A 17,526-nucleotide genomic window follows, 5' to 3' on the forward strand; every position below is an offset into this window, starting at 1 on the left:
GACGAAGGGCTTTTTTTTCGCTTTTTGGTTAGTGGTTTATAGGTAAAATCGTTAGTCAGGACTTTTAGAAAAATATAAATTTAATTTTTATAAAATGAAAATAAGTAAAACATTCCAAGTATGTTCTTTAGCCATCGTAGTTGTTTTTTCTTCTTGTAATGTCGGAAAAAATGCGATTGTTGCACATCGCGGCGCATGGAAGAAAAATAATTTACCTGAAAATTCAATTGCTTCCCTTAGACATGCAATTGATTTAAAACTCGCAGGTTCAGAATTTGATGTTTGGAGAACTGCCGATGATTCCCTTGTGATCAATCACGATGCGCATTATAATAAATTGCTCATTGAAGAAACAAATTATGAAGATCTGATAAAGTTTAAACTTTCAAACGGAGAGAAGCTGCCAACTTTACACGAATATATTACAGAAGGGAAAAGAAATAACAAACACACACTTTTGGTTTGTGAAATAAAACCTTCGGAAATAAGTAAAGAAAGAGGAAAACAAACTGCCATAAAAACGGTTGAAACCATCAAAAAACTTAAGGCAGATAAAATAACGTCTTACATAAGTTTTGACTACGAAATTCTGAAACAAATTCAACAAATAGATCCCAAAGCTTCTTTACAATATCTGGAAGGAAATAAATCTCCAGCAGAAGTAAAAAAGGATAATATTTCTGGTGTTGATTATCATTTCTCTGTTTTTCAAAAACATCCTGAGTGGATAAAAGAAGCAAAAGACAATAAGATTATTTTAAATGTCTGGACGGTTAATGATGCTGATGTTATGGATTGGATTATCGGGAATAATTTTGATTACATAACTACCAATGAACCTGAATTACTTGCTGAAAGATTAATGAAGAAAAAATAACTCTATTATATGGAGTCTATTTAACTAAAAAATAAATTATGAAAAAACTATATTTAATCCCCGTTTTGCTAATGATTATTGGTTTCAATACCAAGATATTGGCACAAAACATTATTCCGGGTAAAACGGAATGGTTTGATCCAAATAAACCTGCAACTACTTATTGTAATCCAATTAATATTGGATATAATTATACAACAGAAAATCATAATGGTATTCCGGAATCCCGCCGTTCAAGCGCAGATCCGGTAATTATTACTTTTAAAGGCGAATATTATTTATTTGCTACAAATCAGGCAGGATTTTTTTGGAGTAAAGACATGTCTGACTGGAAATTTGTTTATGGAAGTTTTCAAAGAAAACCTGCAGATGATGATCAATGTGCACCGGCGGCTTGGGTAGTAAATGATACTTTATTCTATGTGGGTTCAACTTGGAAAAGAGATCATCCAATCTGGAAAACAGCCGATCCAAAATCAGGACAATGGTTGCGACATGTAGACAAAGCAATGCTGCCAACCTGGGATCCTGCGATTTTTCAGGATGACGATAAAAAAGTATATATGTACTACGGATCAAGCGGAAAATTACCTCTTGTAGGCGTAGAAGTAGATTATGATACCTGGTTGCCGAAAGGAAATCAGGCAGATTACGAAAAACTATACAAAGCGACAGAAGTTGAGGATATTCAGCGTCCATACGGTCAGATTAAAGAAGTCGTTGGATTAGATCCTGCAAATCACGGTTGGGAACGTTTTGGACCTAATAACGATATGGAACCAGCACCTTGGGGCAACTTTATTGAAGGAGCATGGATGACTAAACACAACGGAAAATATTATATGCAATACGGAGCTCCGGCAACCGAGTTTAAAGGTTATGCAAATGGAGTACATGTTGGAGATAATCCGTTAGGGCCATTTGTATATCAAAAACACAATCCAATGTCATATAAACCAGGAGGATTTGTGATTGGAGCCGGACACGGAAATACCTTTGCAGATAATTATGGAAATTACTGGAATACTGGAACTTGTAAAATCTCTATTAAAGACCGTTTTGAGCGTCGTATTGATATGTTCCCGGCTGGATTTGACAAAGACGATGTAATGTATTCGATAACTTCTTATGGAGATTTTCCAATAGTATTACCAACTGCAGAACGCAATCAGGAAAAAGGAGCTTCTTCAGGATGGATGTTGCTTTCTTATAAAAAGCCGGTAACAGTTTCTTCTTCAGAAGAATGTATGGAAGTTGAAACACACAGAATGGACAATGGCGGTAAAAAAGTATATGAGAAATTTTGTTATGGAGCGAATAATCTAACGGATGAAAATATTCAGACCTATTGGTCAGCAAAAACAGATAAATCGGGAGAATGGTTACAACTTGATTTGGGTAAACAAATGCAAATAAATGCTTTGCAAGTAAACTATGCAGATCATAAAGCAACGCAATATAACAAAGCGATGGATATTTATTATCAATATAAAATTTTCATGTCTGATGATGCTGTAAATTGGACCTTAGTAGTTGATAAATCTCAAAATGCTAAAGATGTTCCTCATGATTATGTCGAATTGACAAAACCAATTAAAGCGCGTTATATCAAAATGGTGAATATTCACACTGCATCGGGATTATTTGCAGTTTCTGATTTTAGAGTTTTTGGAAATGGATTATCAGAAAAGCCAAAAGCAGTTTCGGATTTTAAAGTGAACAGAAATGCAAAGGATTCACGAAATGCAATGATTACATGGAAAAAGCAAGCAGATGCAATTGGTTATAATATTTATTACGGAATTAGTCCTGATAAATTATACAATAGCATTATGGTTTATGACGAAGGTTCATATGATTTTAGAGGTTTAGATAAAGGCACTAAATATTATTTTACAATTGAAGCATTTAATGAAAGTGGAATAGGAGCAAAAAACAAACTAAAAGAAGTAAAATAATTCTGGTTTTATTTAAGAAAAGGTTGTAAAAAAATTATTGCAATTATAAAGAATTTTGTTCCTTTGTTATACAACCCAAAATGCTATAAAACACCATGAAAAAAACGATTCTTTTAACTGTTTTGGCTTTAAACGGCTTAACATCTTTTGCACAATCAAACGATGAGAAAAACATTAAATTATTTTACAAAAAAGCCTTAACCGAAGCGAAGTGCTACACTTGGTTAGAATATTTATCAAACGATATTGGTAGTCGTTTATCAGGATCTGCAAGTGCCGAAGAAGCAGTTCAATACACCAAAAGACAACTAGAAACTCTTGGACTTGATAAAGTATATTTACAAGACGTTATGGTTCCGCATTGGGTTCGTGGCGAAAAAGAAACGGCTTATATTTTAGATAATAAAACAAAAACCGTAGTGCCAATTTGTGCTTTAGGAGCCTCAATTGCAACACCTAAAACAGGAATTACTGCTGAGGTAATTGAAGTTCACAGCATAAAAGAACTGAAAGAACTAGGAGATAAAGTAAAAGGTAAGATTGTATTTTACAACAGACCAATGGATCCTGAAAATGTACCAACCTTTACGTCTTATTCAGAAGCGGGAGATCAAAGACGTAGCGGAGCTCAGGAAGCTGCAAAACTAGGTGCAGTTGGAACAATTGTACGTTCTTTAAGTTTACGATTAGATGATTTCCCACATACAGGAAATCAAAGTTATGGTGATTTACCAAAAGAACAATATATTCCGGCAGCAGCAATTAGCACAAATGGAGCAGAATTGTTGAGCAAGCTGTTAAAAAATAATCCAGCATTAAAGTTCTATTTCAAACAATCTTGTCAAACATTGCCAGATGTGTTGTCACACAACGTGATTGGTGAATTAACAGGAACAGTAACTCCGGAAAACGTTATGGTTGTTGGAGGTCATTTAGATTCTTGGGATCTTGCCGATGGTTCTCATGATGATGGTGCAGGAGTAGTGCAAAGTATGGAAGTAGTTCGCATCCTTAAAAACCTAAACTATAAGCCTAAGAATACAATTCGTGTTGTATTATTTATGAACGAAGAAAATGGCGGAAAAGGTGGAGCTAAATATGAAGAAGTTTCAAAAGAAAAGAAAGAGAATCATATTTTTGCTTTAGAAAGTGATTCAGGCGGATTTACACCAAGAGGATTTTCATTAGAAGCTGATGATGCTAACTTGAAAAAAATACAAGGATATAAAGACTTTTTTGAGCCTTATTTTATAAACAGCTTCATAAAAGGGCACGCAGGTTCAGATATTGAGCATTTAACGTCTAAAACAATCGTTAAAGCTGGTTTAATGCCAGATTCGCAACGTTATTTTGATTATCATCACGCTGCAAACGATAAGTTTGATGCTATAAACAAAAGAGAGTTAGAACTTGGAGCAGCAACAATGACGTCATTAATCTATTTAGTAGATCAAAACGGAATCGTTCTTCCAACAGCGACGAATTAAGTTGTAAAAAACAGAAATAAAAAAGCGATGAGTATCTCATCGCTTTTTTTATATAGAAAAAACTGCGTAAAGCCGTTTAATCAGTTCAATCCGTGGGGAATAAATTTAATAAGTATCTATTACAGTTTTCAATAAAGCAGAATCAACCAAATCAGATGGAGCAACAACTTTCTCATCAAGTGGAATATCGTTTCCATATCTTTCTTTTATTATTTTCTGAACCCTTTCATCACTTAAATTGAAATCCTTCAATTGTCTAAGTTTTGATAATTCGATGCCAGCGCCATTTTTGTATATTTTCCAAACCAGTTCTGAGCAATAAATGCGTGTATCATCCCATTCAAAAAAGGCATCATATTCTTTACCCATAAATTGCTGGCTGTAATCCTTCATTTTTTGCAAAGTTTCAGGCTTCAAAACCGTATCTGCATTTTTAAGCCTTTTTACAACATACTTTTGACCTTTTCCGTGTTGAATCCAATCAGTAAGTAAAGTGAGTTTTACAGGCTGAACGGCTTCAAAAACAAACAAATTTCCGTTTATTTTATAGATAATTCCGCAATGCGAAAATTTTGAATTAGTTGCAATTCGTACCGCTTCACATTGTTTAGATTCCGAAGTTTGAAAAATAATATCACCATCCTGAATTTTATCAAGTAAAGTAGTTTCCTGCTTCGTTTTTGTATGCGAAAATGGATTGTTCGGAAAAACCTTCATGGCAACAAACAATGCACATCCAAAACTGAGTAAAAATGTAATTAAGGGAAAGAGATATTTAGGTTTTTTCATTTTTAAATTTAATATAAAATATTTTATGTTATCATTGTAGAGAAAAAAAGCCCACGGGTTCAACGGATTAAACAAATTTACACAGATATCCGTTAAAACAAATGTGCACGCTTTTTATGAAAATTAGAAATCTGGGAGGATCAGTTTAATCCGCTGAATCCATGGACAAAGTAATTAAATCTCAGCAAATAAATGGCAAAAAAAAATAGTTACCAAAATGATAACTATTTTTTAAATATGTTTTATGAAATATTAGAGTCTAAAAATTCCACCAACAGCGATAATTCTTTGAAAAAAGAAGAAATCTTGCGAAGCTTTATCGTCGCTGCTTGTTGTAGTTCTGATATCCTGCATATTGATGTAACCACCTTTTAACTCACCTTGTAAGTAAAAATATTTGAAAAAAGTAAAGTTAATTCCCGCTTTTGCAGATAAACCGTAACCAGAAATGTGAAAATCATCATGACGTTCCATTCCTAATAAAGTTGTATTTGTTTTTGGGTATAAAACTCCAACTCCTACACCTTCAGTTAAGTTAATTTGGACTTTATCTATATTTGGCAAACCAAACCATTTCGAAATATCGTCATGTCTGGAAACCTCAGTATTAATATAGTTCAAACCATCTGTATGTTCGTACATTAAAAAAGCAGTACCATTTGGATTAGTAACACCTTTATCATAACCACCTTCAATAGCACCACCTTGAGACATATCTACAGGTCTATTATTATAATATGAGCTATCTCCGTTGTAAATAGATCCAGCTTGATCAGCAGGCAAATTAATATAACCAGTAACATTAGCTGTTTGATTTTGTGTCATCACATATTTCATGTGATCCCAACCAATAGAAACGCTATAGTGATCGTTAATGAAATATCCCATTCTAAAATTAGTTTGTGGGATAGTCATGTTTGCTGGATTTACATAATCAATATGATATCCTTTTGGTTTATCATGAGCTTTCATATCAGCAACCGTAAAGTTGTAATCTTTTCCTCTAAAATTCACATCAGATTTAGTATAACTATCTCTGTTACCTCCCCAGGAAATAAAGAATTTTCCTTTATTATGAGCCGTATATTTTTGTACTGCGATTTCTTCTTGAGCAAAAGTGTTTAAAGAAACACACATCATGAAGAAAAATAAAATTTTTGTTTTCAATGAACTAGTATTAAAAATTAAAATGAGTTAACTGTTTTTCTGATGGCAACCAACTTCGTCATTAAACCTTCAAAATAGTCTAAATGAAGCATATTAGCACCATCGCTTTTTGCATTTGCAGGATCAAAATGAGTTTCGATAAAAATACCGTCAACACCCACAGCAATACCCGCTTTGGCAACAGTTTCAATCATATCAGGTCTTCCGCCTGTAACACCGGCAGTTTGGTTAGGTTGTTGCAACGAGTGTGTTACATCAAGAACCGTAGATGCATATTGCTGCATAGTAGGGATTCCTCTAAAATCAACAATCATGTCCTGGTAACCAAACATAGTACCACGATCTGTAACCATAACATTCTCATTATGACAATCTAATACTTTTTGAACCGCGTGTTTCATGCTTTCAGGACTCATAAATTGTCCTTTTTTTAAATTCACCACTTTTCCAGTATTTGCAGCCGCCACAACAAGGTCAGTCTGACGAACTAAGAAAGCAGGAATTTGCAATACATCAACGTATTGAGCAGCCATATCAGCATCTTCATTAGTATGAATATCTGTTACAGTTGGAACATGAAAAGTTTCAGAAACTTTTCTTAATATTTTTAATGCTTTTTCGTCACCAATTCCAGAAAAACTATCGATTCTGGAACGGTTGGCTTTTTTAAACGATCCTTTAAATACATAAGGAATCTGAAGTTTGTCGGTAATACCAACTAATTTTTCAGCAATTCTGAGAGCCATTTCTTCACCTTCAATGGCGCAAGGTCCCGCCAATAAAAAGAAATTCCCACTATCAGTATGCTTAATTTGTGGAATATGTTGTATGTTCATAATATGATTTTTTGACAGTGCAAAGGTAGTTATGATTTGTGAATAGCAGATGAAGATTTAAGTTTTTTTTAAGAAGCTATTCCCGCTATTCACTGCAATCTTTTTCTCTAAACCCTTTTTTTCTTGGCATTTGCAGGAGCTTCCTCCGGTCGCTCTGCAAAAACCAGAAAAAATGGGCTTTCTCAAAAAAGGATTTCCTCCCGAAGCATCGGGACTATCAGGGCTAGAGCCGTAGTGGAATTATAGTTCTTTTAAGAAATTGTGTGAGTAATATTTCCGTAATTGAAATTTGAAATGCAGATGAATATTTTGTGTACCCTAAGATTCAGTTAAGAATTATTAATCATTCTCAATTTTCTTTCTCAACAAAATTGTTTTAATGACACTATGCAAAATGTTTGTATTCCAGTCCTTTAAGTAGCTATATCCAACATTGATATTTATTGCGTCATCTTTAGAATAAATTGCAAAATATGTCACATAACTTTTAAATCTAACTTTCTCCCAAGGGATAAATTCACTTTTAGGCTTCAAAGATGCATTACTCAGGATATTTAAACCGTCTTTAGTAAATGTAACTTTTCCAATTTTAAATTCCTCTCCTAATTCTTGTCTTTGAATATAATTTGTTGCTATATCTTTAAAATACAAATCCCAAAGTGAAGCCAGAATTTCATTGCAAAGTTTATGATATTCATTTTTTCTTCTGCCAAAATAAGTTTTGAAATTGATCTTCATAACCTGATTATCATAATTGCGAATTGATATCACGTATTCACGTCCAAAAACAAATTTATACTGCATCCAATTTATACCAAAATGATATTCAGCAATTTCGTCTTTTTGAAAGGTTATGAAAGAATCATTTTTTAAATCCTTGCTGTCAAATTTTATTTCGTTTGGATTTAATATTAATTTTCTGGGGTAGTTATCCGTAACTCCTCTTTGAATGGTAAATTCTTTTGGATTCATGTTTCGTTTCTTAGGTTTTGGGTTATTGCTGAAAATCTAATTTTCCTCTGAAATTTCACATAAAATATCCAAAACAAAATCTGTCCAAGAAAAAACAAAATATTGATAAAAGTATTAATATAAATTACCATTTTTATTTGAGACAGGAAGCTTTCAGGATCGTGTAAATTCATTTCGACGAATTCGTATACATTTAAATTTGCAGCTAAAATTGCTGGAAGTGTTAGTGATAAATGAATTGTGAATTTCTTTAAATCTATTTTTTCAGTATTTTTAGAAAGTTTCCAGTAATAAAAACTAACAACACTTAGAACTATAAACTTAATCAAGTTTGAAACTATGCGAAGACCAAAAATATCAGTATTCCAGCCGGGAACTTTTGAAGATAAAAAATCGGAATTGAGATATAGTATATAATATGGAAATATAATTATCGATAGAAGAACAAAAATTAAAAAAGCTGTTTTTGTTTTGACCATTTTATTCCTCATAAGATCTTTTTATAAAATACTGTACGATTATAACAATCAGAAGTATTATTGTAAAAAGAAAAGAAAACGCAAATATCCCTATTAAACCCATTCCGCATCTGTATGGCTGGCCTTGAAGCTGCTCTTCAAAGTTATTTGAAGCAATTAAAAATGCGATAATTGTTAAAGCAATTTGTAAAATAATGCTGATCATTGAAATAGTTCCAAATTCTAAAGTAATAGACTCAGCAATTGCTTTTCGACCAAATATAAGCTGGAAGAATATAGGTAAGATGATTATAATTAATGTAAACATTACGTGTATATAATTCTTAATAATAGTTTATATAGATTTTGCTTTTTCAGTTCCATTATTTTTTGAACAGATTATTTTATTTGATTTTTTTCGGAATATCTTTTTACAAAATATTGTATGGTCATAACTAATAAAATTATAATAAAACAAATAACAGCAAGCCCAAAAAGTCCTAAAAATCCCATTCCGCATCTGGTTGTATTTGGATGTTCCTCGAAGTATTTATTAAAGTTGTATGAAGCAACTGAATATGCGATAATAGTTAATATAATTTGTGAAATAATGCTGATCAAACAGACCGTTCCAAATTCTAGTGTAATATTTCTGTAGATTGCTTTTGTACCAAAAAATAATTGAAATAGTAAAGGTAAAATGATTAAGATTAAAGGAATGATTCCAAACATAGATTGTTGTTTTTCTAAATTATTACTCCTTCTTCAAACCTAATCCCATTGGAACCATCAAAATACCCTTTTCATAAATATTCAAATAAAGAGTAATAGGTTTCTTTTGACCTTCCCATCTTAATTCATAAACATTTAAAAAGCCAGCACCCATATTACTTCTTTTGGTCGGGAAAGGACAACAGGTTTCTAATCGTTTATAGGTTATTTTTTCGCCATTTGGTCCCGTAAGAGCATTTAAAAAACGAGATTCATTCAAAGCTTCGTCGGTAGTATTTCTATAAAAAATATTGACAGGATAATCAGGATCGTAACCGTATTTTTTGTCTTTACTAAAAAGCATAATAGCAAAGGTATTGTCTTTTTTCAGAACTAAATCGGGAGCATTGTCATCTACGTTTTTCAAAGTGGATTTTGTACTCACACAAGAAGCTGTAGTAAGAAGTAAAACGATAAAAAGGGCTATTTTTTTCATGGTTTAGGTTATTGGTAATGCAAATGTAAAAAGTTTTTTGCCACTCCCGATCGCTATCGGGATAAAGGATTAAAAAGATTAAATCTATGTAAAAAACAGAATCAGTGCAAATCAGTTCAATCTGTGAGATCAGTGTGCTATTCCGGATTTTTCTTTGGATTCAGTTTTAATATACCAACTACAATCAGATATTGTGCCACAAGATATGTTAGCATAATAAAAAACGAACTTTTCTCGATTGGTGTATAAAATTTATTTACCGCCAAAATACTATCGGAAAGAACAAATACTATCGCTCCCAGAAAAACGTATAAGTTCCCAGGTTTTTTCCAAATTAAAAAGCCATTAAAAGCAAACAAAAGCATGATCGAAATTACAGAAGCATATACCGTTACCGGAATTCTTAAATCGCCTAAAGTGGGCAATAAAACCGAAAGCATGCCTATTAAATAACAAGCAATTAAAATACTTCCGATTCCAAAAATAGCTGTATTTCTTTTGACTTCGCCCTTAATTTGTTTGTTAAAAAGTATAGAATAGGTGATATGTGAAATCAGAAAAGCAACTAATCCGAGGATAAAATAGATTTCGGCAATGTCAGTAAAGAGTAAAATTACATCGCCAATCCACGAGAATAATAAGGCAGTTAACAAGGTGTTTTTTGATGGGAACTTTCGATAAAAATAAACTCCAAAACCTAATAATGGAATCAAAATGGGTTTTAAAAATAGGTTTAAGCTTTCATATCCTAAAAACAAAATAAGCAAATAGACCACACTAAATGCAATATAGATTTTAAAAAACATCGAATTTCTCATAAGCGGTTTATGAATTTATGGTTTGGGTTTGGTAAGTTTTAAAATCAATTTTCACAAAGTAAATCGTAGTCAGGAGTGATAAACTTAAGTAGGCGAGAATAATATAATTGCCAATTGGTAAGACATTATTTAAGCCAAACCAATCACCGTAATAAGATATAATTGCAATTGCGACCGCTAAACGCAGACCTTCCCAAAAAACGGCATATTTGCTCTTATCCATCAATTCAGTGTAGCTGTAAATTGTTAACAGAATAAAAAAGCCATAGATAAAGATATTTGGTAAGCCAATTTTGGCAATATTATCAAATAGATAACTCACAAACAAAAGTGTGATTAAAACCTGTGCGACTGACCAATAAATCAGCTTTTGAGAATTTTGTGTGCCGTATTTGTCAAAATCAAAAACATTCTCGATTTTGTGTACAGGATATTTTTCTTCAAAGTTTTCTGGACGCCAGCCAGTTGGTTTAAACCAAATTGTGAGTTTGTCTTTCCAGTTTTCGGCTCGCCAAGCATCTTTAATTAACAAGCTTAAATGTTGAAAGTTTATTCGGATTGGATTCCAGGTTTGCGCTGGTCTTGTTATTCCAAAAACTGGAGGAACATTGTCTAATTCTGCTTGGAAAGTACCAAAAAGTTTGTCCCAAAAAATAAATATCTGCGAATGATTTTTGTCTAAATATTCAGGATTTATGGCATGATGCACACGATGGTGGGAAGGAGTTACAAGAATATATTCCAGAACCCCCATTTTTTTAATATGCTTGGTATGATACCAAAATTGTAAAAATAGATGCAATGGTAAAGTAATTGCAATTACCGAGGCCGGAACACCAATTATTGCGGCAGGAATTAATAGAAAAGTAAACAGATTTAATAAACTTGCAATAGGTTGACGTAAAGCGCAAGCGAGATTAAATTCTTCGCTGCTGTGATGAATAGCATGTTTGTTCCAGAGAAAATTAATTTGATGTGCCAGTCGATGGCTCCAATATCCATAAAAATCGATCACAAAAAAAGCAATACAGTACGAGAGAACATTAGGTTCGAGATGATTGATTGCCAATTTAGAAACCAGCCATTCATAGGATATAAAAGTAAGACTTAAGCCTAAAACATCCTTTACAGAATTGGTAATTCCTGAGCTAATGCTGGACACACTGTCTATTAAAGGAGCAGTGTCGTCTTTTTTATAAATGCCATATGCCTTTTCGATTACAATTAGGACTAAAAAAATAGGCATGGCGATAATCAATATCTTTCCATATTCTTCCATAAAAAAACATTCTATTTTATTCAAATATAGAATAAAATAGAATGTTTTTTTAATTATTTGCAATTAAACAATTAAATAGAATCTAAGTTTAAATTTTAGTAGAATGCTGAACTTCAAATTTGCAGGAAAACAATTATTTATTTTTCTTTTGAAAAATCGACAGAATAGAATTTCGGTGTTTTTTGATTGTTAATTCCAAATTTAACAACCTCCTTAATTATTTTATAAGAATCATATTTTAACTCTAAAAGGATTTGATTATTGCCGTTTATAATTCCGTATTTTTTGTTTTTCTGAACAATGAATTCTCCCGTAGAATATATTTCGGTAATGAAATCAAACTCTGACGGAATTGCAATTGTATTTTTATTACTGATTACACCAATTTTATTTTCGTTTTTGAAAATTTGATAATTACTTTTCGAAAACCCGCCGAAGTTAAATTTATTCTTAACAAATTCACCAGCAAAAACTTCTGTTTCAGAATAATTGTTGTCTTCAACGGTAAGAAGGTATTTTTTTGAGTTTTTTACAGCGAAAATTTTACTTTGGGACACATTATAGAAGTCATAATCTTCCGGAATTATAATTTCCCCTTTTGATGAAAACATTCCGTTTTTATTTTCCAAATTAGCTGTAATATAATATTTAGAAAGCTGTTCTATATGTTTATAAGAAACAGGAATTATTTCTTTTTCTAAAAATGGATTTATTACACCTTGTAAATCTTCTTTACGAGCAAAATATTGATTTTGAAATTGAATACTATCTTTATAAAAAGCAGAAGAAATATAATCGTAAATTAATGGTTTCAAAACAGAATCATTTTTAGTAATAAGACCGTCTTTTTTATTATTTTGTACAATATAAATTGAATTAGAAGGTGAAATATCATCGTATTTGCATTCAATTTTATATTGCCCTGAAGAATTTATGACACCTTTTTTCTTAGTGATCGTATTTTTGATAAGATAAGAATCTGATTCAAATACTCTTTCGAATTGATGATTGTTGATAGAATTTAGAATTATATTTCCTTGATCATCAATTATCAAAGTGTTTTTGTCTGTAAGTGTTACAATCGATCTTTTGCTTTTAAAATAGTCAATGTCCGCTGCTTTAAAATTAGTAAACTGCTTTCCGTTAGCATCAAATAAATCGATTGTATTATTAACCTGAACAAATAAAATACCGTTATCGTTCATTATATAATCATATTTTAGAGGCAGAATCGTTTTGTTTTTAGTATCTAGAACACCAGTTTTGTTATTTTTTGATACTCTGATCAGACCATTTCCTAAATAAAAAGCATCATCATAATCAAATGGAATTTTAACCTTGTTTTGTAAATCGATAAATCCTCTTTTGTATTTTTTATTTACAATGATTACAGCTTCAAATAGGTTTTTGAGATCTTTTTTATTGTCAATGTATTGATAAGTAGGTTTAATGATCACGTTTCCTATGCTGTCAATCAACCCCATTTTGTTATTGAAAGTTCTAAATGCAGCATAATTGTTTTCGAAATTGTAAACATATTCATATGTTTTATTTTCAATTAATTGTTTTCGAAGATGCTCAAATTTTGATTGGCCTTTTGAAATAAAAGGCAATAAAAGCAATATAAAAAATGCGATAATTCTCATTTATCTCAGATGGTTTAAAATGAAAACGCATTCTATTCAGTTTTCGTGTAAAACAAAATAGAATGCGTTTTTAGATGATAGGCAATTTAAACAATTTCGGCGCTTAGTCCAGCTTCCAAAAGTTGTGTGCATTGTGGTTTTAATTTGTCAAGAGGTCCCGTTTTTACGGTGCATTTTCCGTTATAATGTACAATCAGGGAACATTGTTCTGCCTGCTCAGCGGTATGGCTGCAAACACGCATTAAGGTTTCAATTACGTGATCAAAAGTGTTTACATCGTCGTTATAAACAATGATTTCGTTATTGAAAGCCGTAGCTTCCTTTTCGCGGACTCTTTCTCTTACTTTTTCTTTAGTACTCATTTTTTTAAGGTTTTTGTACTGATGTAATTACTAATTTTTTTGCCAAAGATTACAGAGATTAAATGGATTAAAAAATAATAAAAGCAATGCTAAATTCTTCAAATGTTTAATCTGTGAGCTCTTTAGTAAACAGATAATCAACTATCTAATTTACGTATTTTAATGAAACCCAGTTGTTTCTTTGAAATTTTTTAACATATGTTAATCCTTTCTCCGTGCATGATGCATCAATAAATGGAATATCTTCTTCATAAAAACCGCTAAAAAGTATAATCCCTTTTGGGTTTAAACAATCAACATAACTTTGCATGTCGTTCAACAAAATATTTCGGTTGATATTGGCAATGATCAAATCATATTTTTTACCTGCCAATAAAGCTGCATCGCCTTCGTAAACGGTAATATGTTTGCAATTATTGCGTTCAGCATTTTCGATAGAATTCAAATAACACCAATTGTCAATATCAATAGCATCGATTGGCTGAGCGCCTTTCATTTCGGCCAAAATTGCCAAAATAGCGGTTCCACAACCCATATCCAACGTTTTTAGGCCATCAACATCCATTTCAAGTAAATGTTGAATCATCATGTGTGTAGTTTCGTGATGACCAGTTCCAAAACTCATTTTTGGTTCGATTACGATATCAAATTCGGCATCAGTTTTTGGGTGAAAAGGAGCACGAACATGACATTTTCCATCAACATCAATCGCTTCAAAATTCTTTTCCCATTCCTCGTTCCAGTTTACCTGATCGATTTCTTCAACAGTATATTCGATTTTAAACTCTTCAGATTGTAAAATATAAATGTCATCCAGAATATTCTCATCCCATAAATCTTTCTTCACATAAGCCGAGATTCCAGTTTCTGTTTCTGTAAAAGTCTCAAATGCTTTTTCGCCTAATTCAGCAATTAAAATTTCTGATCCGGGTTCTTTCGGTTCAATCGTAAAATGGTATCCTAAATATATATTCGACATAAATGATTTTTTTGCAAAGGTAAGAATCCAAAGCAGAAGTTGTTCATAAATAATCGACATCGTTAGTTTAATTAATGTTAATTTTGATTGGAATTTGTAAGGATTTTTAAAATATGAAGAATATCATTTTTGTTTTGCTCTTTGTGGTACTTAATGGAGCAAGTTGTGAAAAAGAGCACGAAGTAGTGCGATCGTTTTGTTATTGGAAGACTGATTTAAATTTTGAAAATCAAGATGACTCTCTTATCAAAGATTTGAAAGTTCAGCATATGTACGTTCGTTTTTTTGATGTCGATTGGAATCCGTATGCCAAAGAACCTTTGCCGGTTGCAACAATCAGAAACACAAGTTTAAACGAAAGTAACCCTGAGATTACGCCAAGTATTTTTATTACCAATGAAGTCGTTTTACAAGCCAATAAAAAACAATTGGATAGTTTGGCGATTAGAATTGCAAAACGTGTCGAGCAAATTGGTGTGAAAATAAATGAAGCTAAAGCTGATAAAATTGCTAACGGAATTGTATACCCAAAGGATTATTACAAACAGGAAAACTATAAAAGAATCAATTATGACTCCGTAAAATCAATTGAATTAGGAAAACTAAAAGTTGATTTTAAAGAAATCTTAGTCGATTGCGATTGGTCCGAAAAATCAAAAGACAATTATTTTTATTTGTTGACGCAAATCAAGAAAGGATTTCCAACAGCACAAATTTCGGCTACAATAAGGCTTTGGCAATATAAATATGCTTCAAAAGCCGGAATTCCTCCTGTAGACAAAGGTTTATTGATGTGTTACAATTTGGCAAAACCAGACGATTTTAAGACCAAAAATTCTATAGGAACAAGCGAAGAATTGGCGCAATATATTACGCACGACCAATATAAACTAAAACTAGATATTGCCTTACCGCTTTATAGTTGGGCAGTAGTTTTTAGAGGAGATAAGTTTAAGGGTATTTTATCAGATTATGATCAGATTAGAAACGATTCTATTAAACTGAAAAAAGTATCAGATAGCAAATACATTTTGCAAGATGATATTCTTATTGGACAAACGTATTTGAGAAATGGAGATGAAATCAGGATTGAGAAAATTTCAGAAGAGGAACTTGATAAAATGATTTCGATTGTAAAAAGTAAAATCCCAATTGATAATCAAACCAAAGTGACATTTTTCTCTTTCGATAAAAAATACATTAACGATTATGGAACCCAAAATATATCCAATTATTATGCGCGTTTTTAGTAGTTTACTCTTAGTTTTTAGCTTTCAGGTTTCTTTTGCCTGTGGTTGGAGTGTTTCGCCGGAAACAAGCCGATTAGCTTTGTTTAAAGCGCAAAGAGAAGGTTTTTTTAAACTGACTCCGTTTTATTATTCGGCAGATTATTACTATTCTACCAATACGGTTTCTGGTGTAGATCAGGAATTAAATTGTTTAGAATGGAAGAAAAAATTAGGCAATTCAATTGATCCAAAAGATATACATACTATTTTGTATGAAACAGATTCTGAGCAATTTGAAAATGCTTTTGAATCCAAATCATTAAAGAAGGTATTTGAGAAAAACACTTTTATTGAAGCTTTGCTACTATCAAAAAATAAAGCTTTTTTGAATTATATCGTATTTGCCAAAAAACTGGAATACAATAGTAATGTTGATGTAAAATGGGAATCCTGGAATCAAATAGGCTACGGAAGCAAAGATCATAAACTAGCAGATTTAGAAGATTTTGAAAAGAAAATCAAAACAGCTAAAGATCCTTTTTTGAAACAGCGATATGCATTTTTAATTTTGAGATATAGTTTTTATGCTCAGGATAAGAATGAAGTAATTCATTTGTATGATACTTATTTTGCCGCAAACAAGAGCACCATTTTAGAACCTTGGGCTTTGTATTATAAAGCTTTGTGTATTGATAATTTTCCGTTGCAAAATTATTTATTGAGTAAAGTTTTTGCTTCTTGCGAAGAAAAATCGTTTGCCGTTTTGCAGCATTATAATTGGAAACTGACCGAAGAAACTTTGGCTCTTGCCCAAAACGACCAAGAACGAAGTGTTATTCTGGCTATTGAAAGTTTTAGAAATCCAGCACCGGATTTAAAGACAATCGAAGAAGTTTATAAACTAAGTCCGAATAGTATTAATTTTAGTTTTTTGATAGGAAGGGAAATCAACAAACTCGAAGATTGGATTTTCACTCCTCAATATACCAATGATGGAAGTCCATCGGTTGTGTTTGAAGGAACAGATTGGTATGGAGATTATGCTAAAGCAAAAGAGGAAAATCTGAACAAAGACATTTTGAATCTTAGAGCGTTAGAATACTTTTTGATTTCGATTAGGGAGCAGACTTCGGGCGAGCAAAAGGATTATATCACCGCTGCAATTGCACAGCTTTGTTTTATGGACGATCAAATTGACGAAGGGAAAAAATACACCGATATGATTTCTGATAAAGCTAATGCATCAATACAAATGCAGAAAAATATTCAATTGGCTTTAGTTTCCTTAAAACAAGATGACTTGAAAAGCGAGAAAGTTCAAAACCAACTTTTTCAATACTTTGATTCGGTTGAAAATTTGATTGAAACCGATAATGGATTGTTCAAAAACTTATACAGTTTATACCGAATTGCCAGTGCAGATTTTGCTAAAAAGGCGATCGCGTTACTGCTGGATTATTAA

The 17,526-nt window shown here is 32.0% G+C and carries 17 protein-coding genes; 5 read left to right on the top strand and 12 right to left on the bottom strand.

From position 1 onward, the window contains the following. Nucleotides 1–94 precede the first annotated feature (94 nt). From CHB81_RS05560 to CHB81_RS05570, 3 genes are all read left to right on the top strand, one after another. Nucleotides 95–877 carry a glycerophosphodiester phosphodiesterase family protein gene (locus tag CHB81_RS05560; RefSeq protein ID WP_089350908.1) on the top strand — a complete coding sequence of 261 codons (783 nt, stop codon included), beginning with the start codon at nucleotides 95–97 and terminating at the stop codon, nucleotides 875–877. Nucleotides 878–915: 38 nt separating this feature from the next. After that, complete coding sequence (locus CHB81_RS05565) at nucleotides 916–2,835, top strand: discoidin domain-containing protein (RefSeq protein WP_089350909.1); 1,920 nt, start codon at nucleotides 916–918, stop codon at nucleotides 2,833–2,835. Between the two features lie 95 nt (nucleotides 2,836–2,930). Continuing rightward, nucleotides 2,931–4,322: a M20/M25/M40 family metallo-hydrolase gene (locus CHB81_RS05570; RefSeq protein WP_089350910.1), complete on the top strand. Its 1,392-nt coding sequence runs from the start codon at nucleotides 2,931–2,933 to the stop codon at nucleotides 4,320–4,322. A gap of 105 nt (nucleotides 4,323–4,427) precedes the next feature. Here the strand turns inward: CHB81_RS05570 and CHB81_RS05575 are convergent, their stop codons facing one another. From CHB81_RS05575 to prmA, 12 genes are all read right to left on the bottom strand, one after another. Next, nucleotides 4,428–5,111: a YiiX family permuted papain-like enzyme gene (locus CHB81_RS05575; RefSeq protein ID WP_089351197.1), complete on the bottom strand. Its 684-nt coding sequence runs from the start codon at nucleotides 5,109–5,111 to the stop codon at nucleotides 4,428–4,430. Nucleotides 5,112–5,363: 252 nt separating this feature from the next. Further along, nucleotides 5,364–6,278, bottom strand: a complete 915-nt coding sequence (locus tag CHB81_RS05580) for a hypothetical protein (protein ID WP_089350911.1) — start codon at nucleotides 6,276–6,278, stop codon at nucleotides 5,364–5,366. 17 nt (nucleotides 6,279–6,295) lie between these two features. Continuing rightward, a complete protein-coding gene (gene kdsA / locus CHB81_RS05585; protein WP_072971167.1) occupies nucleotides 6,296–7,114 on the bottom strand; it encodes a 3-deoxy-8-phosphooctulonate synthase in 819 nt (272 codons plus the stop codon). Nucleotides 7,115–7,453: 339 nt separating this feature from the next. Further along, nucleotides 7,454–8,086, bottom strand: coding sequence for a hypothetical protein (locus CHB81_RS05590; RefSeq protein ID WP_089350912.1), 633 nt, complete (start codon nucleotides 8,084–8,086; stop codon nucleotides 7,454–7,456). Nucleotides 8,087–8,566: 480 nt separating this feature from the next. Beyond that, the gene (locus tag CHB81_RS05600) at nucleotides 8,567–8,872 is read right to left on the bottom strand and encodes a hypothetical protein (RefSeq protein WP_089350914.1); all 306 of its coding nucleotides are present in this window, start codon (nucleotides 8,870–8,872) and stop codon (nucleotides 8,567–8,569) included. Nucleotides 8,873–8,943: 71 nt separating this feature from the next. Next, complete coding sequence (locus tag CHB81_RS05605; RefSeq protein ID WP_089350915.1) at nucleotides 8,944–9,276, bottom strand: hypothetical protein; 333 nt, start codon at nucleotides 9,274–9,276, stop codon at nucleotides 8,944–8,946. 22 nt (nucleotides 9,277–9,298) lie between these two features. Next, nucleotides 9,299–9,751: a 2-dehydro-3-deoxyphosphooctonate aldolase gene (locus CHB81_RS05610; RefSeq protein ID WP_089350916.1), complete on the bottom strand. Its 453-nt coding sequence runs from the start codon at nucleotides 9,749–9,751 to the stop codon at nucleotides 9,299–9,301. 137 nt (nucleotides 9,752–9,888) lie between these two features. Beyond that, the gene (locus tag CHB81_RS05615; RefSeq protein WP_089350917.1) at nucleotides 9,889–10,569 is read right to left on the bottom strand and encodes a lysoplasmalogenase; all 681 of its coding nucleotides are present in this window, start codon (nucleotides 10,567–10,569) and stop codon (nucleotides 9,889–9,891) included. A gap of 7 nt (nucleotides 10,570–10,576) precedes the next feature. Continuing rightward, on the bottom strand, nucleotides 10,577–11,848 hold the full coding sequence (locus CHB81_RS05620; RefSeq protein ID WP_089350918.1) for a sterol desaturase family protein: 1,272 nt from the start codon (nucleotides 11,846–11,848) through the stop codon (nucleotides 10,577–10,579). A 137-nt stretch (nucleotides 11,849–11,985) separates the two neighbouring features. Continuing rightward, nucleotides 11,986–13,494 (bottom strand): WG repeat-containing protein, encoded by a 1,509-nt coding sequence (locus tag CHB81_RS05625; RefSeq protein WP_089350919.1) that lies wholly within the window; start codon nucleotides 13,492–13,494, stop codon nucleotides 11,986–11,988. Between the two features lie 86 nt (nucleotides 13,495–13,580). Further along, nucleotides 13,581–13,856 carry an ATP-dependent Clp protease adaptor ClpS gene (locus tag CHB81_RS05630; protein ID WP_089350920.1) on the bottom strand — a complete coding sequence of 92 codons (276 nt, stop codon included), beginning with the start codon at nucleotides 13,854–13,856 and terminating at the stop codon, nucleotides 13,581–13,583. A 145-nt stretch (nucleotides 13,857–14,001) separates the two neighbouring features. After that, a complete protein-coding gene (gene prmA / locus CHB81_RS05635) occupies nucleotides 14,002–14,835 on the bottom strand; it encodes a 50S ribosomal protein L11 methyltransferase (protein WP_089350921.1) in 834 nt (277 codons plus the stop codon). Nucleotides 14,836–14,948: 113 nt separating this feature from the next. Here prmA and CHB81_RS05640 point away from each other — a divergent pair, with 113 nt between their 5' ends. Both CHB81_RS05640 and CHB81_RS27100 read left to right on the top strand, forming a co-directional pair. Next, complete coding sequence (locus CHB81_RS05640) at nucleotides 14,949–16,085, top strand: hypothetical protein (protein ID WP_089350922.1); 1,137 nt, start codon at nucleotides 14,949–14,951, stop codon at nucleotides 16,083–16,085. Then, complete coding sequence (locus CHB81_RS27100; RefSeq protein ID WP_254920979.1) at nucleotides 16,045–17,526, top strand: hypothetical protein; 1,482 nt, start codon at nucleotides 16,045–16,047, stop codon at nucleotides 17,524–17,526. The genes CHB81_RS05640 and CHB81_RS27100 overlap by 41 nt, the downstream gene beginning before the upstream one ends.

Origin of the sequence: Flavobacterium sp. ov086 (assembly GCF_900187965.1) — a bacterium.
In the GTDB taxonomy this organism is placed as follows: Bacteria; Bacteroidota; Bacteroidia; order Flavobacteriales; family Flavobacteriaceae; genus Flavobacterium.

Bases quoted from the DNA above. Each gene is read 5' to 3' on its own strand.
- CHB81_RS05640 (WP_089350922.1), top strand. From the start codon at position 14,949: ATGAAGAATATCATTTTTGTTTTGCTCTTTGTGGTACTTAATGGAGCA.
- CHB81_RS27100 (WP_254920979.1), top strand. From the start codon at position 16,045: ATGGAACCCAAAATATATCCAATTATTATGCGCGTTTTTAGTAGTTTA.
- CHB81_RS05620 (WP_089350918.1), bottom strand. From the start codon at position 11,848: ATGGAAGAATATGGAAAGATATTGATTATCGCCATGCCTATTTTTTTA.
- CHB81_RS05575 (WP_089351197.1), bottom strand. From the start codon at position 5,111: ATGAAAAAACCTAAATATCTCTTTCCCTTAATTACATTTTTACTCAGT.
- kdsA (WP_072971167.1), bottom strand. From the start codon at position 7,114: ATGAACATACAACATATTCCACAAATTAAGCATACTGATAGTGGGAAT.
- prmA (WP_089350921.1), bottom strand. From the start codon at position 14,835: ATGTCGAATATATATTTAGGATACCATTTTACGATTGAACCGAAAGAA.
- CHB81_RS05625 (WP_089350919.1), bottom strand. From the start codon at position 13,494: ATGAGAATTATCGCATTTTTTATATTGCTTTTATTGCCTTTTATTTCA.
- CHB81_RS05615 (WP_089350917.1), bottom strand. From the start codon at position 10,569: ATGAGAAATTCGATGTTTTTTAAAATCTATATTGCATTTAGTGTGGTC.
- CHB81_RS05560 (WP_089350908.1), top strand. From the start codon at position 95: ATGAAAATAAGTAAAACATTCCAAGTATGTTCTTTAGCCATCGTAGTT.
- CHB81_RS05590 (WP_089350912.1), bottom strand. From the start codon at position 8,086: ATGAATCCAAAAGAATTTACCATTCAAAGAGGAGTTACGGATAACTAC.
- CHB81_RS05630 (WP_089350920.1), bottom strand. From the start codon at position 13,856: ATGAGTACTAAAGAAAAAGTAAGAGAAAGAGTCCGCGAAAAGGAAGCT.
- CHB81_RS05605 (WP_089350915.1), bottom strand. From the start codon at position 9,276: ATGTTTGGAATCATTCCTTTAATCTTAATCATTTTACCTTTACTATTT.
- CHB81_RS05565 (WP_089350909.1), top strand. From the start codon at position 916: ATGAAAAAACTATATTTAATCCCCGTTTTGCTAATGATTATTGGTTTC.
- CHB81_RS05600 (WP_089350914.1), bottom strand. From the start codon at position 8,872: ATGTTTACATTAATTATAATCATCTTACCTATATTCTTCCAGCTTATA.
- CHB81_RS05610 (WP_089350916.1), bottom strand. From the start codon at position 9,751: ATGAAAAAAATAGCCCTTTTTATCGTTTTACTTCTTACTACAGCTTCT.
- CHB81_RS05570 (WP_089350910.1), top strand. From the start codon at position 2,931: ATGAAAAAAACGATTCTTTTAACTGTTTTGGCTTTAAACGGCTTAACA.